The organism is Pseudomonas sp. UME65, from assembly GCF_014170225.1.
GTDB classification, from domain to species: Bacteria; Pseudomonadota; Gammaproteobacteria; order Pseudomonadales; family Pseudomonadaceae; genus Aquipseudomonas; species Aquipseudomonas protegens.
This window is the reverse complement of the sequence record NZ_LZZQ01000014.1, coordinates 667,664-687,091: the sequence shown is the minus strand read 5'-3', so window position 1 is coordinate 687,091 and position 19,428 is coordinate 667,664. Positions and strand designations below refer to the sequence as shown.

At 64.1% G+C, this 19,428-nt stretch carries 16 protein-coding genes; 5 read left to right on the top strand and 11 right to left on the bottom strand.

All coding sequences use genetic code 11. The features are described from left to right. Nucleotides 1-239 precede the first annotated feature (239 nt). Nucleotides 240-2,582, top strand: a complete 2,343-nt coding sequence (locus A9971_RS23295; protein ID WP_015636861.1) for a bifunctional diguanylate cyclase/phosphodiesterase — start codon at nucleotides 240-242, stop codon at nucleotides 2,580-2,582. A 36-nt stretch (nucleotides 2,583-2,618) separates the two neighbouring features. Here A9971_RS23295 and A9971_RS23290 read toward each other — a convergent pair whose 3' ends face one another. Together A9971_RS23290 and A9971_RS23285 are read right to left on the bottom strand one after the other, a co-directional pair. After that, a complete protein-coding gene (locus A9971_RS23290; protein WP_011063174.1) occupies nucleotides 2,619-3,050 on the bottom strand; it encodes a hypothetical protein in 432 nt (143 codons plus the stop codon). A gap of 202 nt (nucleotides 3,051-3,252) precedes the next feature. Continuing rightward, nucleotides 3,253-3,870, bottom strand: a complete 618-nt coding sequence (locus tag A9971_RS23285) for a response regulator transcription factor (protein WP_015636859.1) — start codon at nucleotides 3,868-3,870, stop codon at nucleotides 3,253-3,255. Nucleotides 3,871-4,015: 145 nt separating this feature from the next. Between A9971_RS23285 and A9971_RS23280 the strand changes: the two genes are divergently transcribed. Then, nucleotides 4,016-5,674 (top strand): hybrid sensor histidine kinase/response regulator, encoded by a 1,659-nt coding sequence (locus tag A9971_RS23280; RefSeq protein WP_015636858.1) that lies wholly within the window; start codon nucleotides 4,016-4,018, stop codon nucleotides 5,672-5,674. Here A9971_RS23280 and A9971_RS23275 read toward each other — a convergent pair. From A9971_RS23275 to A9971_RS23250, 6 genes are all read right to left on the bottom strand, one after another. Next, nucleotides 5,652-6,299, bottom strand: a complete 648-nt coding sequence (locus tag A9971_RS23275) for a carboxypeptidase-like regulatory domain-containing protein (RefSeq protein WP_015636857.1) — start codon at nucleotides 6,297-6,299, stop codon at nucleotides 5,652-5,654. The genes A9971_RS23280 and A9971_RS23275 overlap by 23 nt on opposite strands. Nucleotides 6,300-6,404: 105 nt before the next feature. Beyond that, complete coding sequence (locus A9971_RS23270; protein ID WP_015636856.1) at nucleotides 6,405-6,698, bottom strand: hypothetical protein; 294 nt, start codon at nucleotides 6,696-6,698, stop codon at nucleotides 6,405-6,407. A 229-nt stretch (nucleotides 6,699-6,927) separates the two neighbouring features. Further along, the gene (locus tag A9971_RS23265) at nucleotides 6,928-7,188 is read right to left on the bottom strand and encodes a hypothetical protein (RefSeq protein ID WP_015636855.1); all 261 of its coding nucleotides are present in this window, start codon (nucleotides 7,186-7,188) and stop codon (nucleotides 6,928-6,930) included. Nucleotides 7,189-7,585: 397 nt separating this feature from the next. Beyond that, nucleotides 7,586-10,006 (bottom strand): glucose/quinate/shikimate family membrane-bound PQQ-dependent dehydrogenase, encoded by a 2,421-nt coding sequence (locus tag A9971_RS23260; protein WP_015636854.1) that lies wholly within the window; start codon nucleotides 10,004-10,006, stop codon nucleotides 7,586-7,588. Nucleotides 10,007-10,123: 117 nt separating this feature from the next. Next, entirely contained in the window at nucleotides 10,124-11,497 is a 1,374-nt protein-coding gene (locus A9971_RS23255; RefSeq protein ID WP_011063168.1) for a carbohydrate porin, read from the bottom strand. A gap of 227 nt (nucleotides 11,498-11,724) precedes the next feature. After that, a complete protein-coding gene (locus A9971_RS23250) occupies nucleotides 11,725-12,927 on the bottom strand; it encodes a benzoate/H(+) symporter BenE family transporter (RefSeq protein ID WP_053153559.1) in 1,203 nt (400 codons plus the stop codon). 306 nt (nucleotides 12,928-13,233) lie between these two features. Between A9971_RS23250 and A9971_RS23245 the strand changes: the two genes are divergently transcribed. Beyond that, nucleotides 13,234-14,622 carry a PLP-dependent aminotransferase family protein gene (locus A9971_RS23245; RefSeq protein ID WP_183000042.1) on the top strand — a complete coding sequence of 463 codons (1,389 nt, stop codon included), beginning with the start codon at nucleotides 13,234-13,236 and terminating at the stop codon, nucleotides 14,620-14,622. Between the two features lie 65 nt (nucleotides 14,623-14,687). Here the strand turns inward: A9971_RS23245 and A9971_RS23240 are convergent, their stop codons facing one another. After that, nucleotides 14,688-16,727 (bottom strand): TonB-dependent receptor, encoded by a 2,040-nt coding sequence (locus A9971_RS23240; RefSeq protein WP_053153553.1) that lies wholly within the window; start codon nucleotides 16,725-16,727, stop codon nucleotides 14,688-14,690. A gap of 265 nt (nucleotides 16,728-16,992) precedes the next feature. On the opposite strand from A9971_RS23240, the gene A9971_RS23235 reads away from it, so the two are divergent. Further along, entirely contained in the window at nucleotides 16,993-17,223 is a 231-nt protein-coding gene (locus A9971_RS23235; protein ID WP_019093117.1) for a VF530 family DNA-binding protein, read from the top strand. Between the two features lie 8 nt (nucleotides 17,224-17,231). Beyond that, on the top strand, nucleotides 17,232-17,900 hold the full coding sequence (locus A9971_RS23230; RefSeq protein ID WP_011063163.1) for a Pr6Pr family membrane protein: 669 nt from the start codon (nucleotides 17,232-17,234) through the stop codon (nucleotides 17,898-17,900). Nucleotides 17,901-17,972: 72 nt separating this feature from the next. Here the strand turns inward: A9971_RS23230 and A9971_RS23225 are convergent, their stop codons facing one another. Then, a complete protein-coding gene (locus tag A9971_RS23225; RefSeq protein WP_015636848.1) occupies nucleotides 17,973-18,758 on the bottom strand; it encodes a siderophore-interacting protein in 786 nt (261 codons plus the stop codon). Beyond that, complete coding sequence (locus A9971_RS23220) at nucleotides 18,755-19,333, bottom strand: PadR family transcriptional regulator (protein WP_011063161.1); 579 nt, start codon at nucleotides 19,331-19,333, stop codon at nucleotides 18,755-18,757. The genes A9971_RS23225 and A9971_RS23220 overlap by 4 nt, the downstream gene beginning before the upstream one ends. Between the last annotated feature and the right edge of the window lie 95 nt (nucleotides 19,334-19,428).

Genomic DNA, 19,428 nt, shown 5'->3' with positions numbered 1-19,428 from the left:
GACATGGGTTGTCAATAAAATGACTGCGATGTCACCTGTTTTATTGCGTGATCTTGTGTAATTTGAGGATTAATCTGATTGCCCGGAATGCCGGAATGAAGCTGGCATTTATTTGACGCGCGCATTCAGCTTCTCAGAGGGATGGGTATGAAGAAGGGATTTTTCAGCTTCCGGCAGGGGTTATCCGCGTTGGCCTTTTCAAGGCCCGCCGGGGACTTGGAGCGACTGAGAGCAGCCTTATGAAGTGGCGCCGAACCTTTCAGGCAAGGATTGTCGGGGTGCTGGCGCTATTGCTGTTGGTATTGATTGCCGCGGTGTATTTCGCGGTCAAGACCGCCACTACCCAAGCGGTGGAGCGCCAGGCGCAATTGCAACTGAAGATCGGCACCCGGGTATTCGAACGGCTGCTGGACTTGCGCGGTCGCAACCTGCAGTACGGTGTCGACTGGCTGGTGGTGGATTCCGAGTTTCGCCGGGCGGTGCTCAGCGGCAAGCCGGTGGATATCCTTGCCGCCCTGGCCCAGCATAGCGGCGGCATCCGTTCCAGCGAGATGTTCGTGCTCAGCCCCGAGGGCCGGGTCATCGCCAGCACCCTGCCGGTGATCGCCCGGGACCAGCACTTTCCCTACGACCAGGCCCTGCGCCGGGCCATGCGGCACAACACCCACATGCTCTTCGTCGCAATCAAGGGCCGGCCCTATCTGCTGGTCCAGGGGGAAGTGCTGGAGTCGCTACCCATCGCCCGGGTAGTGATGGGCTTTCCCATGGATGAGCTGTTTGCCCAGGAACTGCGCTCCATGAGCAACCTGGAAGTGTCGTTTCTGACGGTCGATGGTCAGCATCCCGGCGAGCTGTTCAGCACCCAGCCGGAGTTCTTCTGGTCGCCCATCATCAATGTCCTGGCCGACTCCCTGTGGCAATCCCTGCCGCAGTTGAGCGAGACCCATGGCCAGCGTTTCCTCAACCAGGCCTTGCAACTGGCCAATACCGGGGATGCCGGCGATCCGCGGGTCATGGCCTTGCTGCAAAGCCCCCTGGAGCAGGCGTTGCAGGCCTTTGCCCCGCTGGACCGGGAGTTCATGTGGATCGCCATGGTGGCGCTGGTGGTCTCCCTGGTCTGCGCCCTGCTGATGGCGCGGCGGGTATCGCGGCCCCTGGAAGACCTGGCCCAGGCGGCAAGACGCATCGGTGCCGGTAACTATCAGGCCCCGGTAACCATCAAGCGCAGCGACGAGTTCGGGGTGCTGGCAGATGCCTTCAACGCCATGCAGAGCGCCATTGCCACCCGCGAACGGCAACTGGCCCACAACGCTCTGCATGATCCGCTGACCGGGCTGCCGAACCGGGCCCTGGCCATCGAACGCCTGACCAAGGCCATTGCCGCCCGGCGCAATGTGGTGCTGCTCTACCTGGGCATCGACAACTATCGGGCGATCAACGAAGGCTTTGGCACAGAAGGCCTGGACCAGATGATGGGCGAGCTCAGCCGGCGCCTGCGGGAAGTATTGTCCCAGGGCGATACGGCGGCCCGGATCACCGCCAGTGAATTCCTCCTGCTGCTGGAGAACACCGAACTGGACGGGGCCATGGCCATGGCTGACCGGCTGCATGACCTGCTCAGCCGGCCGCAACTGATCCAGGGCGATGAGGTGCGCCGGCAGATCTGCATGGGGATGGCGGTGTACCCCGCCGACGGCAAGTCCGCCGAGGAACTGATCAGCCGCGCCGCCATCGCCCGCCATGATGCTTCGCTCAAGCCCGGTTACTTGCAGGTCTACCAGCAGGACCGAGACCTGGCTCACCAGCGGCAGATCAGCCTGATCCGCGACCTGCGCCGGGCGGCCGCCGAAGGTGAGCTGTTCCTGTTGTACCAGCCCAAGCTCGATCTGCGCCGGGACTACCTGCACCAGGCCGAAGCCCTGCTGCGCTGGCAGCACCCGGTGTTCGGCGTGGTCTCGCCGGCGGAATTCATTCCCCTGGCCGAGCGCACCGGCAGTATGCACAGCCTCACCGCCTGGGTCATCGAAGCCTGTATCCGCCAGCTGGCGGAGTGGAACCGCCGGGCCCTGCCCGTACGCCTGTCACTGAACATCTCGGCCAGCGACCTGGAGGACGACGGCCTGGAGGTACGGGTCAGCGATTACCTTGAGGGCTATCAGGTGGCAGCCGAACAGTTGGTGTTCGAGATCACCGAGAGCGCCATCATGCGCGACCCGGAGCAGGCCCTGGCCGTGCTGCAACGCTTGCGCGGCTGCGGCATCAGCCTGTCGGTGGACGATTTCGGTACCGGCTATTCATCCCTGGCGCAGTTGCAGCGCCTGCCGGTGCAGGAACTGAAGATCGACCAGTCGTTCATCCGCAATCTGGATGAAACCAGCGGCGATGCGGTGATCGTGCGTTCCACCATTGAAATGAGCCACAAGCTGGGGCTCAAGGTGGTGGCCGAAGGCGTGGAATATGAGCATTGCCTGAAATTGCTGGAAAGCTGGGGCTGCGACACGGTGCAGGGCTATCTGATCAGCCGACCGTTGCCGACCGAGGCCTTTGAGCGCTGGCTGGTGAACTCCCGGGTGTCGAGCTGAAAGCTGGATGGCCGAGGGGCCATCCAGGGGGCGCGCTCAGGGGGCGGCGGACTCGGCCTTGGTCAACAGGCTTTGCAGTTCCGGCTCTATGCCTTCCTCACTGAGGTTGTCCATGATTTCCAGGATGCAGGGCGCATAGCGGGGCTCGATGGCCGCTTCCGACCAGTCCAGTTCATAGATCGCCATGACCCTTACGTCCAGGTAGGGCGAATCCACCAGCAGGCGTTTCAGTAGCTCGATGGCCGGCGGGCTGCGCAACTCTCCCAGGGACACCGCGCAGCGGTGCTGCCAGTACTCGGGGCGCGACAGCAGGGTTTCGCCGAGGCGTTGCCATTGCGCCGGGGTAAAGGCGTGGAGGACTCCCTTGGCCACCTGCTCGGTGGTGTATTCGTTCCAGTTGGCGGCTTCCGAGTCACCGAACCAGTGGTGTAACCGTTCAAACAACTCATCACGCTTATCCGTACTCATGATGTCTTTCTCCTGCGAGGGCGGTCGCGCCAGCACGCTGTTCCTGGCGTGCCGCCCAATGCCATGGCGTTTATACCGGCGTGCCAGAACCGATGCTGCCTCATTTGCGCAGGGCTTCCCAGCATTAACGGCGCGCGCTGACCAACCGTGTCTTGGCATTCTGGTGCAGGCCGCCCGATAGCGCGGCCCCGATTGTCCCGGTTTACCAGGTGCCGGCGAACTTCACCGCCGCCGCGGCGCGTGACGGCACCTTGAGGGTATGCAGCAGGGAAGACACGTGGATGCGCACGGTGAACGGCGAGATATCCAGCTCTCGGGCGATTTCCTTGTTGGTCTTGCCCTGGGCGATCAGGCGCAGGACTTCCTGTTGCCGGGTGGTCAGCTGGCTCACTTCGGCGCAGGCGTCCAGGGGCAGCAGCAGGCCGGAAGGCGCGTACTTGACCACCACGTCGCCTTCGCGGATGGCCTGAATCGCCTGGCCGATCTCGTCCGGGCTGATGCTCTTGCCGATGAAACCGTCGGCCCCGGCGGCCATGACTTCGGCGATCAGGTCCTGGTTGTCGACCATCGACACCACGATGATCGAGGTGCGCGGCAATTGCTGGCGCAGGCCGGCAATCATGCTGACCGAGGTCAGGCCGGGAAAGCGCAGGTCGAGAATCAGCGAGTCCGGCTCCTCGCCGCTCTCGGCCAGGGCCATTACCGCAGCCAGGTCGCCGGCCTCTTCGAGCACGGCATCGGGCAGCAAGCGCTGGATGGTGCGCAGCATGCCTTCGCGAAACAACGGGTGGTCGTCGGCGACGATAATCCGGCATGTCATGTTTGAAACTCCTTGAAACATCCAGTCCTGTGGGCATGCTAACTTGGCGCACGGCGTTGTAACTGCCCGCTGGTCGTGTCCGATGGGCCAGTTTGCCGAACGGCAAAAGACCACGGCAGCGCATATTGCACAAGGAGGTGATTGCATGAAAGTTGAGAAAGACAGTGAACTCGATCAGGCCACCCTGCGGATTATCGTGGCCGGATGCGCCCTGGTCTGGTTTGGCGTGATCGGCTTCCTGCCGGGGCAGGATGTGGATCCCTACGTGCCGGTGATGATCTACATTTCCCTGTTCATGCTGGGTTCGATCGTGCTGCGCATGGCCATTGCCCGTTGGCCCGGGCACTACCCGGCGCGGCGCATCCTGGGCATGGTCTATGACTACACCGGCACCTGTTACGGCCTGGTGGTAGGCGGCGAGGGGGCGCTGCCGATCTATGCGGTGATGGTCTGGGTCAACCTGGGCAATGGCATGCGTTTCGGCTCGCGCTACCTGGCCATCGCCACCGTGCTGGCGCTGTTCGCGCTGTTCATGGTCTACCTGCTGACCCCCTATTGGCAGGCCCAGCCCTACATGGTGCTGATGCTGATGATCACCAGCACGGTGATCCCGGTGTACGCCCACATCCTGCTCAAGCGCACCCGCCTTGCTTCGGAAGAGGCGATTGCCGCCAACCTGGAAAAGTCCCGTTTCCTGGCCCAGGCCAGCCATGACCTGCGCCAGCCGATCCACTCCATCGGCCTGTTCACCGCCTGCCTGCGCGAAGCCAGCCTGGGGGTGGATGAGCGGCGCCTGGTGGACAACATCGATCGTTCGCTGCTCAACGTCTCGCAGCTGTTCCGCTCGATCCTCGACCTCTACACCCTGGACAACGGGCGAGTGCAGCCCAAGTACGAAACCGTCCACCTGGGCGAACTGCTGCGCGACCTGGTACGCCAGAATTCCGAGGCGGCGCGCTGGGCCGGTGTCGAACTGCGGCTGCGGCCCTGCGCCCATTGGGTGCGGGTCGACCCGGGGCTGTTGGCGACCATGGTGCAGAACGTGCTGTCCAACTGCTTCAAGTACGCCGCGGAACGGCCGGTGCTGATTGGCGTGCGCCGGCGTGGCCAAGGCCTGGCCATTGTCATCTATGACCAGGGTCGGGGGATTGCCGAGGAGCATCTGCCGAAGATCTTCGATGAGTTCTACCGGGTTCGCCAGGTACGGGACAAGGACGTCGAAGGCGTCGGCCTGGGCCTGTCCATCGTCAAGCGCCTGGGGCAGATGACTGACCTGCAGGTGACGATTCGTTCGCGGGTCGACCACGGCACCACGGTCAGCCTGCACGGCCTGTCACTGGCCGCGCCACAGCGTTTGCACGGTCGTGACGAGGCGTTGCAGAGCGGCTTGCTGACCGGGCTGCGGGTCTGTCTGGTGGAGGATGACCGTAACGTGCTGCTGGCCACTTCGGCGCTGCTGGAGCGCTGGGGCTGCGTGGTCCAGGCCGAATCGAGCGGGGAGAACCTGCTGACCGATTGCGACATTATCGTCGCCGACTATGACCTGGGCACCCGGGCCTCGGGTATCGAATGCATCGACAGCATCCGTCAGCAGCGGGGCTGGGAAGTGCCGGCGCTGATCATCACCGGGCACGACATCGAGAAAATCCACGCCGCCCTGCACGACCGCAACATCGCCATCCTGTCCAAGCCGGTGCGGCCGGTGGAACTGCGCAGCACCTTGCGAGCCCTGCGCGAGGCGCCGCTGGTGCCTGCCCACAGGGCTGCGGCGCCAGAGGCAGTTACCAGGTCCGGCACGGGATAAGCAGGGGGTAGTTGGTCATGGTCAGCTTCTTGTTCTCGCCGCTGGCCAGTTCGACGAAGTCATCCAGCATGCCCGAGTACGAAGAGATCGAACTGCGCTCGGTGTAGTAGTGGGTGGTCACCGGCCCGTAGTTGGTGTTGCTCTGGCCGGTGCCCACGTACTCGTTCCAGCGGCTGGTGCCGTACACCATATCGCGGCCCTGGACGAAGTAGCGGCCCGGTTGCAGCCCCGTGAACTGGAAGATGCCGTTGCCGTCGGTGCGGGTCACCCGGTGCACGGCCAGGGCCTCGGGGACCATGCTCACCGGTGCGCCTTCGGGTTGGGACGCGCGCAACTTGTGCCAGGCCTGCAAGTGCGGGGTGGCCGGGTAGAGATAGATCTCGACGTTGCGGCTGTCTTCGATACCGTCATTGCCGACGATACAGAACTTGCCGGTGAGCGTTGCGGTGCCGGGTTGCAGCGCGGCGCGCGCGGCCTGGGTGTCGAAGGGCTCGTCGGGGTACTGCACGGTGGGAATCTTGACTGGCGGGTATTCGTCCAGGGTTCGCCCTTGGCGCGGCGCGCAGGCAATCAGGGTACAGGCGAGCAGGGCCAGGCCTGTCACCATGAAGAGACGGGGTTTCATCAACTCAGGACCTTTTCAGGAGGGAGTGGTGCTCGCCCGACGCTGTCCCGCTGCTACACCGGTGCAGCCCGTCGCGGCGAACCTGGTTGGCCAGGGGCTAGCGGTTTATTGCTTGCTGCACTCGGCCGGCAGCGCTACCGCTCCACCCATGGTGGCGAAGGCGACCATGCCGCCGCTGGGCAGTACGCAATTGTATTCGCCGGCACTGGTGCTGGCGGTGAAGTAGGTCTGGGACGCGTCGCTGCGCACGTTGGAAACCGTGGAAACCGGCTTGCCAAGGGTGATCTGGGCGCGGTTCTTGAGGTCGTCGTTGCTCGGTTTGGCGATGGCGCAACCGCCCAGGGCGAGTGCCAGGAGGCTGAGCAGGGCAACGGGGCGGAGGCTGGACTGGAGTTTCATGATGAATCTTCCTTGGTGTTGTTGTGTTTTCAACGGCGCAGCCGCTCCCGACACCGCAGGCTGGCAACGGTGGGGAGATCAGATGGTTGCTCGGCACTATAGCCCCGGGTTGGGGGAGGGTCGATTAGCACAAATGGGCTAATGTCGCTTTGCAATTACGGGACTGCTGGGCAGGCGAACAGGGCCGCTTGAGAGGGCCGGCGAGGCGCCGCCGGTCCTGGAGCCGGGGTCAGGTCAGCAGTTGTTCCTGCAGGCGTCGGCCCAGTACGTCCAGCAGGTCGCAGCCATCGCGCAGGGGGATGACGCACAGCTGGGCGAAGTCCTGGAGCAGAGCCGGGTTGCTCTGCAGGTTGTCGTGGCTGGCGATGTTCTCCAGCAACTGGGTGGCCGCGCGGATGCGGTGTGCGGCGGCTTCGTGGAGAGCGTCCAGCGGGGCCTGGGTGTCCACCAGCAGGGCGGGGATGTTGTAGTCGTTGCTGGTGAGGGGCATGTATTGCTCCACGGCTTTGTCCAAAGTGCAGGCTACAAACAGGTCAGGCAGTTGCTGGTGCTTTGCGCGCCTGACGATATGGGGGGCTTCCACACCCCTGTCACTGAGTTTTCAATGACCCCCAGACCTTAAGGGCAGAGCCCTTGAGGGGCAAGGTGATGCGATGGGACGTGAGTTGTAGGAATTTTCGGTGACCGTCCTTTGAAGGGCTGCCGGTCGAGCAAGATGGAATGACAAGCCCCTTGTAGGAGCCGGCTTGCCGGCGAAGAGGCCCGCAAGCCATGCAGCGCCCGGGCCCGCGTCTTCGCTGGCAAGCCAGCTCCTACGCAGAGGGCGAACGGCACAAAAAAGGCGGCTACCAGAAGGTAGCCGCCTTTTTCATGCCTGCCGGTAAAGCTTATTCCGACAGTTTGTAGGCAATGATGTAGTCGCCCATCTTGGTGCCCAGGGAGCCGTGGCCGCCCACGACCACCAGCACGTACTGCTTGCCATCCTTCCCGGTGTAGCTCATCGGCGTGGCCTGGCCACCCGCTGGCAGGCGGGACTTCCACAGCTCCTTGCCGTTCTTCACGTCATAGGCGCGGATGTACTGGTCCAGGGTGCCGCTGAGGAAGCCCACGCCACCACCGGTAACCATGGAGCCGCCCATGCTCGGCACGCCCATCGGCAGGCCGATCGGGATTGGCGAGCTGTCACGGCTGGTGCCGTTCTTGTGCTTCCACACCACCTTGTTGGTGGTCAGGTCGATACCGGCCACGTAGCCCCAGGCCGGAGCCTGGCAAGGTACGCCGAGCGGCGACATGAACGGATGCATGATCACCGCGTAAGGCGCGCCGGTGTTGGGTTGCACGCCCGAGGTCTCGCTTTCGCGCTTGCTCCCGGCGGCCACTTCGGCACGCGGCACCAGCTTGGAAACGAAGGCCATGTAGTTCGGGCTGGTGAACAGCAATTGACGGACCGGGTCCAGCGAGACGCTGCCCCAGTTGAACACGCCGACGTTGCCCGGGTAGATCAGGCTGCCCTGCACCGATGGCGGGGTGTACTGACCTTCATAGCGCAGTTCCTTGAACTGGATGCGGCACAGCATCTGGTCGAACGGCGTGGCACCCCACATGGCTTTCTCGTCCAGTGGCGGCGGCAGCAGGTTCAGGTCCGAACGGGCCTGGGTCGGTGCGGTGTGGTCGCCTTCGACTGCGCCGGTCGGGGCCGGTACTTCACGGATCGGCACGATCGGGGTGCCGTCGCGACGGTCCAGTACGTACAGGCTGCCTTGCTTGGTCGGCTGGATCAGCGCCGGCTTGACGCCGTCCGCGGTCTTCATGTCCAGCAGAGTCGGCTGGCTGCCCACGTCCATGTCCCACAGGTCGTGGTGGGTGAACTGGTAGTTCCAGCGCAGCTTGCCGGTGTCGATGTCCAGGGCCACGGTGCCGGCGCTGAATTTCTCGGCGCCTGCGGTGCGGTTGCCGCCCCACTGGTCAGGCATCTGGTTGCCCAGTGGCAGGTAGACCATGCCCAGTTTCTCGTCGACGCTGGCCAGGGACCACATGTTCGGCGAGTTGCGGGTATAGGTCTTGCCTTCCGGCAGCGGAGTGGTCTCGTCCGGGTTGCCCGAGTCCCAGTTCCACACCAGGTGGCCGTCGTGTACGTCGAAGGCGCGGATCACGCCGGACGGCTCGTTGGTCGACTCGTTGTCGGTCACGTGGCCGCCAATGATCACCAGGTTACGGGTGATGGCCGCCGGGGAGGTGGAGTAGTAGCCGCCCGGGGTGAATGGGCCGATACCGGCCTTCAGGTCCACGGCGCCCTTGGTGCCGAAGTCTTCACAGACCTTGCCGGTGTCGGCGTTGATGGCGATCAGGCGCGCATCGGCGGTAGGCAGGAACAGGCGACGCGGGCAGCTGGTGGCGATGGCCTGGCCCGCGGGGGACAGGGTGGCCGGCTGGCTGATGGCGTCGGCGTTCTTGAAGTTGGCTTCGTCGTAGTACGACACGCCACGGCAGGTCATGTGTGCCCAGCCACGGAAGTCGTCGCCGTTGGGGCCCTGGATCTGCGGATCGAAGCGCCAGATTTCCTTGCCGGTATCCGGGTCCAGGGCCAGCACTTTGCTGTGGGCGGTGCAGGCATAGAGCTTGCCGTTGACCTTCAGCGGGGTGTTCTGGTTGGTGATTTCCACCGGGTCCTTGTCGGTCGGCATGTCGCCGGTGCGGATGCGCCAGGCTTCCTGCAGCTTGCCGATGTTGGCCGGGGTGATCTGCTTCAGCGGCGAGTAGCGATCGCCGAACTCGGTGCGGCCGTAGGCCTGCCATTCACCGTCGGGGATGGCCGGCGCGGTGCTGGTCATGTCCGCGGTGTCGCGGCCCAGGTCACCGGAGATTTCCCCGGGGTTGGTGAACTGGCTGCCAATGGCGGCGCCACCGGCCAGGACCACGGCCACGCTCAGGGCAGCGGTGCCCAGCGGGGCCGGGCCATCGCGCAGCAGCGGGCGACGGAACCAGGGCAGCAGCAGGACCACGCCGAGGGCGAACCACAGCGACAGGCGTGGCACCAGTTGCCACCAGTCCAGGCCGATTTCCCATAGCGACCAGACGGTACTGGCGAACAGTACCAGGGCGTACAGGCCCAGCGCCGCGCGTTTACCGGCCAGCAGCAAGAGGCCGGTCAACGTCAGGCCGATACCGGCCAAAACGTAGTACAGCGAGCCGCCGAGCATGCTCAGCTTGATCCCCCCGGCCAGCAAGGCCAGGCCCATTAGCAGCAGCAAGATCCCGAGCAGGCTTGGCAGCAAGCGGCTCGGACTTGAAGCACCCTCAGTGCTCATAGTGTGGTTCTCCGTGACGTTTAGAGTGTTCCCGCGCATGTTCACTGTAGATGACGATCAGGCGCGGGCTTGGTTCAGCTGAAAACTGTGAATGGCGTCGTTGTGTGCCTGTCGGCCTTAGAACGAACTCTGGATCTTGATCCCGCCGATCAGGGCGTCGTCCACCCGGCTCACGCCGCCGGGGTGGCGGATGTATTGCAGGTTGGGGCGCACGGTCAGCCAGTTGGCCAGGTGCACGCCGTAGTACAGCTCGGCGCTGTATTCGGTGTCCTGGGGCGGCAGGTAGCTCGGGTTGTCGTAGTCGTAGAGCGCCCGGGCCTGGTTGCTGGCCTGGGCGTTCTTGCGGTACGCCGGGTTGACATGGACCCGGGCCAGGGCAAAGCCGATGTCATCCTTGGCCCGGGCATCGAACAGCCCCTTGTAGACCAGGCCCGCCTGGACATAGTTGTCGATGGCGTTGGTCTTCTTGTCGTGGGCGGTGACGTTGGCGAACAGGCTCAGGCCGCGGGAGTGGTCGCTGGCCTGGCTGGTGACCTGCTGTTGCGCGCCCAGCCACAGGCCGTGCTTGCTGGAGCTGCTGCGGTAGGCCTCGCCGGTCAGGGCTGCAGGCTGGCCATTGCCATCCTTGTAGACGTCGCTGGCCTTGGCGCTGCTGTAGTAATAGCCGGCGCGGTACTCACCGGCCAGGCCGTTGAGTTTGGGTGTCCACACCAGTTCCACTGGCAACAGTGTGCCCTGGGTGCCGCTGCCGCTGAGCTTGAAGCCGTTGTCGCGATCGAGGTTCGAGGGGTTCTGCTCATAGGCACCGATCTGCGCGTAGAGCTCGGCGTTCAGGTGGTATTTGACCCGCAGGGCCCACTGGCTGACCGGCCAGTTGTACCAGACGCTGCCGGCCCAGTTACCCACCTGGGAGCCGCAGAACGCCAGGTTCTGGAAGTCGCAGGGGAAGCTGTTGAAGTCTTCGCCCTGGCCGAAGCGGCCGGCCTTGATGTCGAGCTTCTGGTCGAAGAATTTCTGCTGGTACCACATTTGCGTCAGGCGCCAGGTCTGGCCGCGGCCCCAGACTTCCTGGGCCGAGGTGAAGCCGCCGACCCGCGGGTCGTTGATCCGGTCGTTGCTGATGTTGTCGCCGTCGCGCTTGGTCACCGTCAGTTGGAATTCGGCGTCGTCCCAGCCGAGGATCTTCTGCAGGTCCAGGTGGCTGCCGAAGGCAAACTGGTCGCTGTAGCGCGCGGTGCGGTCGTGGTCGTAGCCACCGTGCAGGTTGGCGCCCATCTCGCCGACGTAGTCGATCTTGAAGTCGTAGCCTTTGTTGGCCAGTTCCGTGCGGGTGCCATTCCAGTCGCCGAGCATCCACGGTGAGTCACTGTCGAAGGCCGGTGCGGCCTGGGCGCAGGCGGCAAATCCAAGGGCGCCGAGTAGGCTCAGGCTCTTGGGCAGGGCGACGGAAGTCAGGACAGCGCTGTCTTTTAAACGCTGAAAAGTGGGCATAGGCATTCGGATAAGGTCTTTTTCTAGGAATAGGCAGAAGCAAGGGCATGGCGCGTAGCATCGATGCAGGTTGATCGAGAACGGCAGGCCACTGATTTCAAAGGGAAAGATGAAACGGTTCAGCTTTATTAGGGGGCTAAGGATAAAGCGCCGTCTCCGGGAGAGAAAGCGCTTTTATTGACATGAACAGTTTCGCAATCGGTAACAGTTCCCGGCCCGGGCTCTGCTCAGCGTGGGGCGCTGGCCTGGGCGAGGCTGGGTTTGTGCCGGGTGTGGCTCAGAGCAAAGTGCGCCACCAGGCCGAAGATCAACCCCCAGAACGCGGCGGCCAGGCCCAGGAAGCTCATGCCCGATGCCGTGACCAGGAAGGTGATCAGCGCCGCTTCACGCTGTTTTTCGTCGGCCATGGCGCCGCTCAACCCGGCGCTGATGGCGCCGAACAGGGCCAGGCCGGCCAGTGCCGCAATCAGTTCCTTGGGTAGGGCGGCGAACACCGAGGCCAGGGTCGCGCCGAAAATCCCCATGAGGATGTAGAACAGGCCGCAGGCGATCCCGGCGATGTAGCGCTTGTCCTTGTCTTCATGGGCTTCGCGGCCGGTGCAGATGGCAGCGGTGATGGCCGCCAGGTTGATCCCGTGGGAGCCGAACGGCGCCAGCAGTGCCGAGGTGATGGCTGTCCAGGAAATGATCGAGCGGGCCGGGGTGTTGTAGCCGGCGCTGCGCATCACCGCCATGCCCGGCACGTATTGCCCGGTCAGGGTGACCAGGGCCAGGGGCAGGCCGATGTTGATGATGGCGTGCCAGCTCCACTCGGGAGCGATGAAGATCGGCTGGGCCACCGCCAGGGTGATGGCACCGCCATTGAGTTCGCCCAGGCCTGCGGCCATCGCGCAGCCCACCAGCAGCACCGCGAGGATCGCGTAGCGGGGTGACAGGCGCTTGCCCAGCAGGTAGGCGGCGATCATCGCCAGCACCAGGGCCGGTTGCAGGCTGACCGAAGTGAACAGGCCGGCGCCGAAGCGGAACAGGATGCCCGCCAGCATGGCGGCGGCAATCGCCTTGGGCAGGCGGCTCATGAGCTTGTCGAAGGCCCCGGAAAGCCCGACCAGCGCGATGAGCAATGAGGCCACGATGTAGGCGCCGATGGCCTGGGGCAGCGACACCGTGGGCAGCATCGACACCAGCAGCGCCGCGCCGGGGGTGGACCAGGCGGTGATCACTGGCACTTTCAGGCGCCAGCTCAGCAGCAGGCCGGTGAGGCCGCTGCCGATGGAGATGGCCCAGATCCACGATGACACCTGGTCGCTGGGCAGATGGGCTTCGCGGGCGGCCTGGAACACGATGATCAAGGGGCCGGCGTAGGAAATGATCACGGCGATCAGGCCGGCGATCACGGCGGAGAGGGACAGGTCCTTGCTGAGACTGTGCATGGCATCTCGACTGGGCATGGGTGGGAGGGATTGAGTCGATTGGGTTGGTGTTGGTTGAGTGTATTTCAATGAATTGAATCGATTCAATTGTTTCTCGGGATGGCTCTACCGAAGCTGGCTATGTTTTGTTGGTAAGTTAATGATTTATAAGAATTTATAGATAATATAAAAACTTTTTAGCGGTTTTGAGTCGCCAGTTTGGCTTGAAGATCGAATCAATTTTCCAAATGAGTCGATGTTAAGAGGCGATCCATGGCTGTGATATGCTCCGGTCCACCTCAACGCAGCCGATGGTCATCAGCCTCCATGTGGGTTCCCCAGTTAAGCGAGTTCAATCAACCGGTCTACCTGTCCATCGCCGACGCCCTGGCGCGGGATATCGGCAGCGGTTTGTTGAATGATGGTGACCGCTTGCCGACCCTGCGCGAGCTGGCGGTAACCCTGAATGTCACCCCTGGCACCATCAGCCGCGCCTACAGCGAAGCTCAGCGGCGTGGGTTGGTGCAGGGCGAAGTCGGCCGCGGCACTTACGTGCTGGCGCAGCCGCCGCTGGTGTTGCCCGAAGGTTCCAGCGCTCCGTCCCTGTCCCTGGGGCAGGCCGAAGCCCTGGACCTGTCGATCATCAAGCCCTACAGCGAAACCCTGGAGTACTGGTTGCGTGGCGCCCTGGTGGGCATGGCCCGCAGCAGTGACTTCGGCCGGGCGCTGGACTACGCCCCCGATGGAGGCCACCCGGCTCATCGCGAGGCCGGGGCGCAGTGGTTGCGGCATTCCTTGCCCGAGGCCAACTGGCAGCAGGTGGTCATTACCTCCGGTGCCCAGCACGGGCTGATGGTGGCCATCAGCGCCCTGAGCAACGCCGGCGACCTGGTGCTTTGCGAGTCGCTCTGCTACCCGGGCATCATCTCCGTGGCCCACGGCCTGGAGCGGCGCCTGCGGGGCGTGGCCATGGATGAAGAGGGAATACTCCCCGAGGCCCTGCGCGAGCAGTGCCTGCGAGAAAAACCGGCGCTGCTGGTGTGCGTCGCCAGTTGCCAGAACCCCACCACGGCGATCATGTCGCCAAGGCGTCGGGCGCAAATTGCGGCAATCGCCGAAGAGTTCGACTTCCTGATCATCGACGACGATATCTACGGCTTTCTCGCCACCGATCCGTCGATCAAGCCGCTGGCGAGCTATGCGCCGCAGCGTTCGGTGTACCTCACCAGCCTGTCCAAGGCGATCATGCCGGCGTTGCGCGTGGGTTACCTCTACAGCCCGCCAAAGCTGCTGTCGCGGCTGAGTTCCATGGTCCGTAGCAGCGTGTGGATGCCGTCGCCGCTGACCGCGCAATTGGCCAGCAATGTGATTGTCGAAGGCTTGGACCGCAAGCTGGTACAGACCCAGCGCAATGAAGCGGCAGCGCGCCAGGCGATTGCCCGGGACGTGTTTGCCGGCCTGGAGATCCGGACCCAGCCCCACAGCTATCACCTGTGGCTGACCTTGCCGGAGCCCTGGACGGGCGATGAGTTCGCCACCCTGGTCCGAGCCAATGGCGTGCTGGTGATGAGCGGCAGCCAGTTCCAGGTGGAACGCGGTGCCAGCTCCCGTTGTGTGCGGGTGGTATTGATGTCGCCCACCACCCAGGACGAGTTGCGCTTTGCCCTGACCCAGCTGGCCAGCCTGATCGAGGCTGACCCGCGGCGTTACCGCTAAACCCTTGGCCGGCAAGCCGGCTCCTACGGGGCCGTGTAGGAGCCGGCTTGCCGGCGAACAGGGCCTTAAAAGGTAGTACGCAACCCCACTTCCACACTGCGCCCGGCGGCCGGCGCGATATCCCGCAGGATCGAGCTGGCATAGCGCACGGTCTGGTTGGTCAGGTTCTCGCCCTTGACGAAGGCCAGCCACTGGCTATGTCCGATATCGAAGCGATAACCGGCACTGGCGCCAAAGGTGGTGTAGCCATCGGTGCCGCTTTCGTTGTCCGGCACCCGGCCCTGGCTGGCGGCATGTTGTACATCCAGGCGTGCCTGCCAGCGGTCCAGTTCCCACAGCAGGCCACTGTTCAGGCGCAATGGAGCGATGCGGGGCAGGTCCTGGCCGTTATCCAGGTTCTTGGCCCGGGTGTAGTCGCCGGACAGTTCCAGGGCGAACTTGCCGTAGGCGTTTTCCCCCAGGGTCCAGCGATCCTGGGCCTCGATCCCACTGAAGCGTGCCCGCACTCCGCTGTAGGCGTATTCCGGGATACCTGTCGCATCTTCTTCGCCTTCATCGTTGAGGGTGCGCCCCGTGCCCAGCAGGCCGATGTAGTTGGAGAAGTGGCTGTAGAACACGCCGACGCTGCCTTTGTGGATGCCGTTGTCGAAGCGCAGGGCCAGGTCGCTGGACACGGCTTTTTCCTTCGATAGCTTGGCGCTGCCCACTTCATAGGTGCCGGTGGCGACGTGGGCGCCGTTGGCATACAGCTCGTAGAAGGTCGGGGCGCGCTCGGTGTAGCCCAGGGTCGCGGCCAGGGACCAGACCGGGGTCAGGGTGTAGACCGCCCCCGAGGACAGGCTGCCGGCGGTGAAGCTGCTGGACTTGTCGGCCTGGGCGAAGCGTTCGTTGCCCTTGCTGTCCGGGTCCACGGTGGTGTGTTCCAGGCGCCCGCCGAGGCTGAGCCGCAGGCGTTCGGTGGCTTGCAGTTCTTCGAGGATGAACAGCGCGCCGCTGTTGGTATCGGTCTGTGGCACGAAGGCTTCTTCGCCCAGGGCGGAGAATTCGTTGCGGTTGACCTGTGCACCGATCACCCCTTCGAGCGGGCCCAGCGGCTGGTGCCGGGCCTCGACACGGGCCTCGTAGCCCTTGTTCTTGAAGGTGGTGCCGGTTTCGCCGCCCTCGATCTCGCGGTGTTCGTAGTCGGTGTAGCCGGCGTTGAACTTGAGCGAGCTGAACGGGCCCTGCAGGTTGCGCAGTTCCGAAGCGAAGGCGTAGTGGTCCTGCTTCATGCGGATGCGCACGTCTTCTTCGGCGGGGGAGCCGTAGTTGGAGTCGTAGTTGCTGTAGGACAGACCGGCATAGCCGTCGTCCCAGGTGTAGGAACCGCCGATGGCACCGCCGTCCTGGCGACCGTCGCTGTTGCCCAGGCGACCTTTCTTGCCATCCCCGTCTTCACTGGCCGCAGCGTGACGGCTGCGGGCGTAGCCGGGAATCTTCAGGTCATTGAACTGCCGCGAGTTGGCATCCAGGTGCAGGGCAAAGGTGCCATCGCCGGCTTCCAGCTTGCCGGCGCTGCTGCGGGTGGTGTCGGCGCCGCCGTAGCGCAACTCGCCTGCCCCGTGGATGCCCTCGATGGCCTCGGTGGGAATCCGATTGTCGAAGCTGTTGACCACCCCGCCAATGGCGTTGCCGCCGTACAGCAGGGCCGCCGGGCCGCGGACGATCTCGATGCGCTCGACGTTAACCGGGTCCAGGGGCACCGCATGGTCGTAGGACAGCGACGAGGCGTCGAGGGCCCCGACGCCGTTCTGCAGAATGCGAATCCGGTCGCCATCCAGGCCGCGAATGATCGGCCGGCTGGCCCCCGGCCCGAAGTAGGATGAAGACACTCCCGGCTGTTTGTTCAGGGTTTCACCGAGGCTGCCTTTTTGTTCCAGGGTCAGTTGGTCGCCTTCCAGCACAGTGCTTGGGGCGGCCAGTTCGGTGCTGCCCAGAGGGTTGGCGGTGATGACCTGCTGGGGCAATTCCACGGCATGGGCCTGGGAGGCGATCAGCAGCGCGGCGGACAGTGGCGACAGGCGCCAGAGCAGGGAGCGAGAAGGGCGGGGAGTTGAGCGGGACATCGGTCATTCCTTGGCGAACAGAGCGCTAGGCGCTTTGAGTCAGTGAGCAGGCGGGACACGGGGGTGCCCAAAATACGGGTGAGTTGTTATTTGTTGATACAATATAACATCTCTTTTATTTCGAAAAGCCAGGAACTTTTCGCCGTTCATGCCCGATCGCCTCGGTGGCGGGCTGCGACTACAGTTACTCAAGCGTGCTGGCGCGGGGCCAAGCCCTCGGCTAAGGTGCGCGGCTTTCCTCATTTTCTTCCCGCAAAGGCCTGGCATGACCGACACCCACACCGACCCGCTGCATGGCGTGACCCTGGAACAGATCCTCAAGGCGCTGGTGGAACACTACGAGTGGTCGGGGCTGGCTGAACGCATTGATATCCGCTGCTTCAAGAGCGACCCGAGCATCAAGTCGAGCCTGACCTTCCTGCGCAAGACGCCCTGGGCGAGGGAGAAGGTCGAGAAACTCTATGTGAAGTTGCAACGCACCAAGCGCCCGCTTTAAGGAGCCCTATGGCTGGCTTCTCGCTGCCGGGGCTGTGCACTCGGCGTGGCCTGATTGCCGTGGCGGCGATCCTTGGCTGGTTCGGGCTGACCGTCCAGCTGTACCTGATCCTGCTGTTGCGCTGGGACAGTGGCGCCAGCCTGCTGGGCGGGCTGGTGAACTTCTTCAGTTTCTTCACCGTGCTCAGCAATACCCTGGTGGCCAGCGTGCTGACTTGCGCCCTCAACCTGCGGGTTTCCAAGGGGCAGGCGTTCATGCTCCAGCCCTGGGTCAGCGGCGCCGTGGCGGCGAGCATTCTGCTGGTGGGGCTGGCCTACAGCCTGCTGTTGCGCCACCTCTGGCATCCCCAGGGTTGGCAATGGCTGGCGGACGAGTTGCTGCATGACGTGATGCCGCTGCTGTTCCTGGTCTATTGGTGGTGTTGCGTGCCCAAGGGCGGGCTGCGGATGAGGCACATCGGGTGGTGGACGCTCTACCCGATTGTGTATTTCGCCTACCTGTTGCTGCGCGGGCACTTGCTTGGGCTGTACCCCTATCCCTTCATCTCCGTGGACAGGCTGGGCTACCCCCGGGTGCTGCTCAATGCCCTCGGGATATTGGCGGGGTTCGTCCTGGTATCCCTGCTGTTGCTGGGGCTGGACCGCTGGCTGGGTAAACTCCGGTCCCGGGCCCCGTAGGAGCCGGCTTGCCGGCGAGGGGGCCCTTGGGACCGCCTTCGCTGGCAAGCCAGTTCCTACCCTGATGCGCGATTATTCTTCTTCGCTGCTGTCCAGGCGCCAGTAACCGGCGGCCTTGACGAATTCGTCGTTGAGCTGGTGCTCATCCAGCAGCACTCGACGCACCTGGCGCGACACCTTGCTCTCGGTGGCTACCCAGGCATACAGCTTGCCTTGCGGCACCTGCACCTGGCGCACCGTGCTGATCAGGTCCTGCCCGCCTGCGTCCCGTTCAACCCAGATCACCTGCACCTGGGCGGCGCTGTCCAGAGCCTGGCGTTCGGCGGCGTTCTGCACCTCGATCACCGCCAGCACCTGGCGCCCGGCCGGCAGTTCTTCCAGGCGCCGGGCAATGGCCGGCAGCGCGGTTTCATCGCCGATCAGCAGGTAGCTGTCGAAGATATCCGGCACCACCATCGAGCCCCGTGGCCCGCCGATGTGCAGGAACTGGCCCGGTGCGGCCTGTTCGGCCCAGGTGGAGGCGGGGCCGTCGCCGTGGAGCACGAAGTCGATGTCCAGTTCGCCCAGCTCCAGGTCATAGCGGCGCGGGGTGTAGTCGCGCATGGCGGGCATCGGGCCGCTGTCCTTGCCCGGGCCCAGTACCAGGGTTTCCAGGGCGGCTTGCTGTTCGGCGTTCTGCGGGAACAGCAGCTTCACATGGTCGTCGCTGCCCAGGCTGATGAACCCGGCCAACTCAGGGCCGCCCAGGGTGATGCGGCGCATGCGCGGGGTCAGGTCGACCACGCGCAGCACCTCCAGGCGGCGGCGCTTGATCTCGTGCATGACCCGATGGATGGACAGTTCTGGGCTGGCAGTCATTGGCTTTTCTCCGGGGCGGGGTGGCTCACAGGACCATCGACAATGGCCTTGGCGGTGTTGTTCAGCAGGTCGCGCACCCGAAGGATTTCTTCCGGGCTCCAGCGGCCATGGTGCATTTGCAGGGCGTGGCGCAGGTTGTGCACCGCCTCGTGGATTTCAGCGGGGCGATCATGTCCGCGCAGGGAACGCTTGCTGACCTCGATGCGCATGCGCACGCCGTCCAGGGCGATGGCTTGCTCCTGCAGGGACAGACGTCCGGCGTCGGTCACGCTGTAGCGCTTTTTGCCGCCTTCGGCATCGCCCTGGATCATTTCGCTTTCTTCGAGAAAGGTCAGGGTCGGGTAGATCACCCCGGGGCTGGGGCTGTAGGCGCCGTCGAACATGCTTTCGATCTGGCGGATCAGGTCGTAGCCGTGGCAGGGCTGCTCGGCGATCAGCGCCAACAGCAGCAGTTTCAGGTCGCCGGGGGCGAATACCCGGGGCCCGCGGCCACCGCGTTCGCGGCCCGGGCGGCGTTCGAAGATCTCATGGCTGTCCCCGTGCTCGCGATGGGGAGGGTGGTGGTGCTCTCTCATTTTCTCTTTCTCCGTTTCGATTTAGACATAACTTAAGATATATCTTAAGAGTGACGCAAGCACTTCTGCCTGCGGCAATGCTGCCGTTTGTCGGA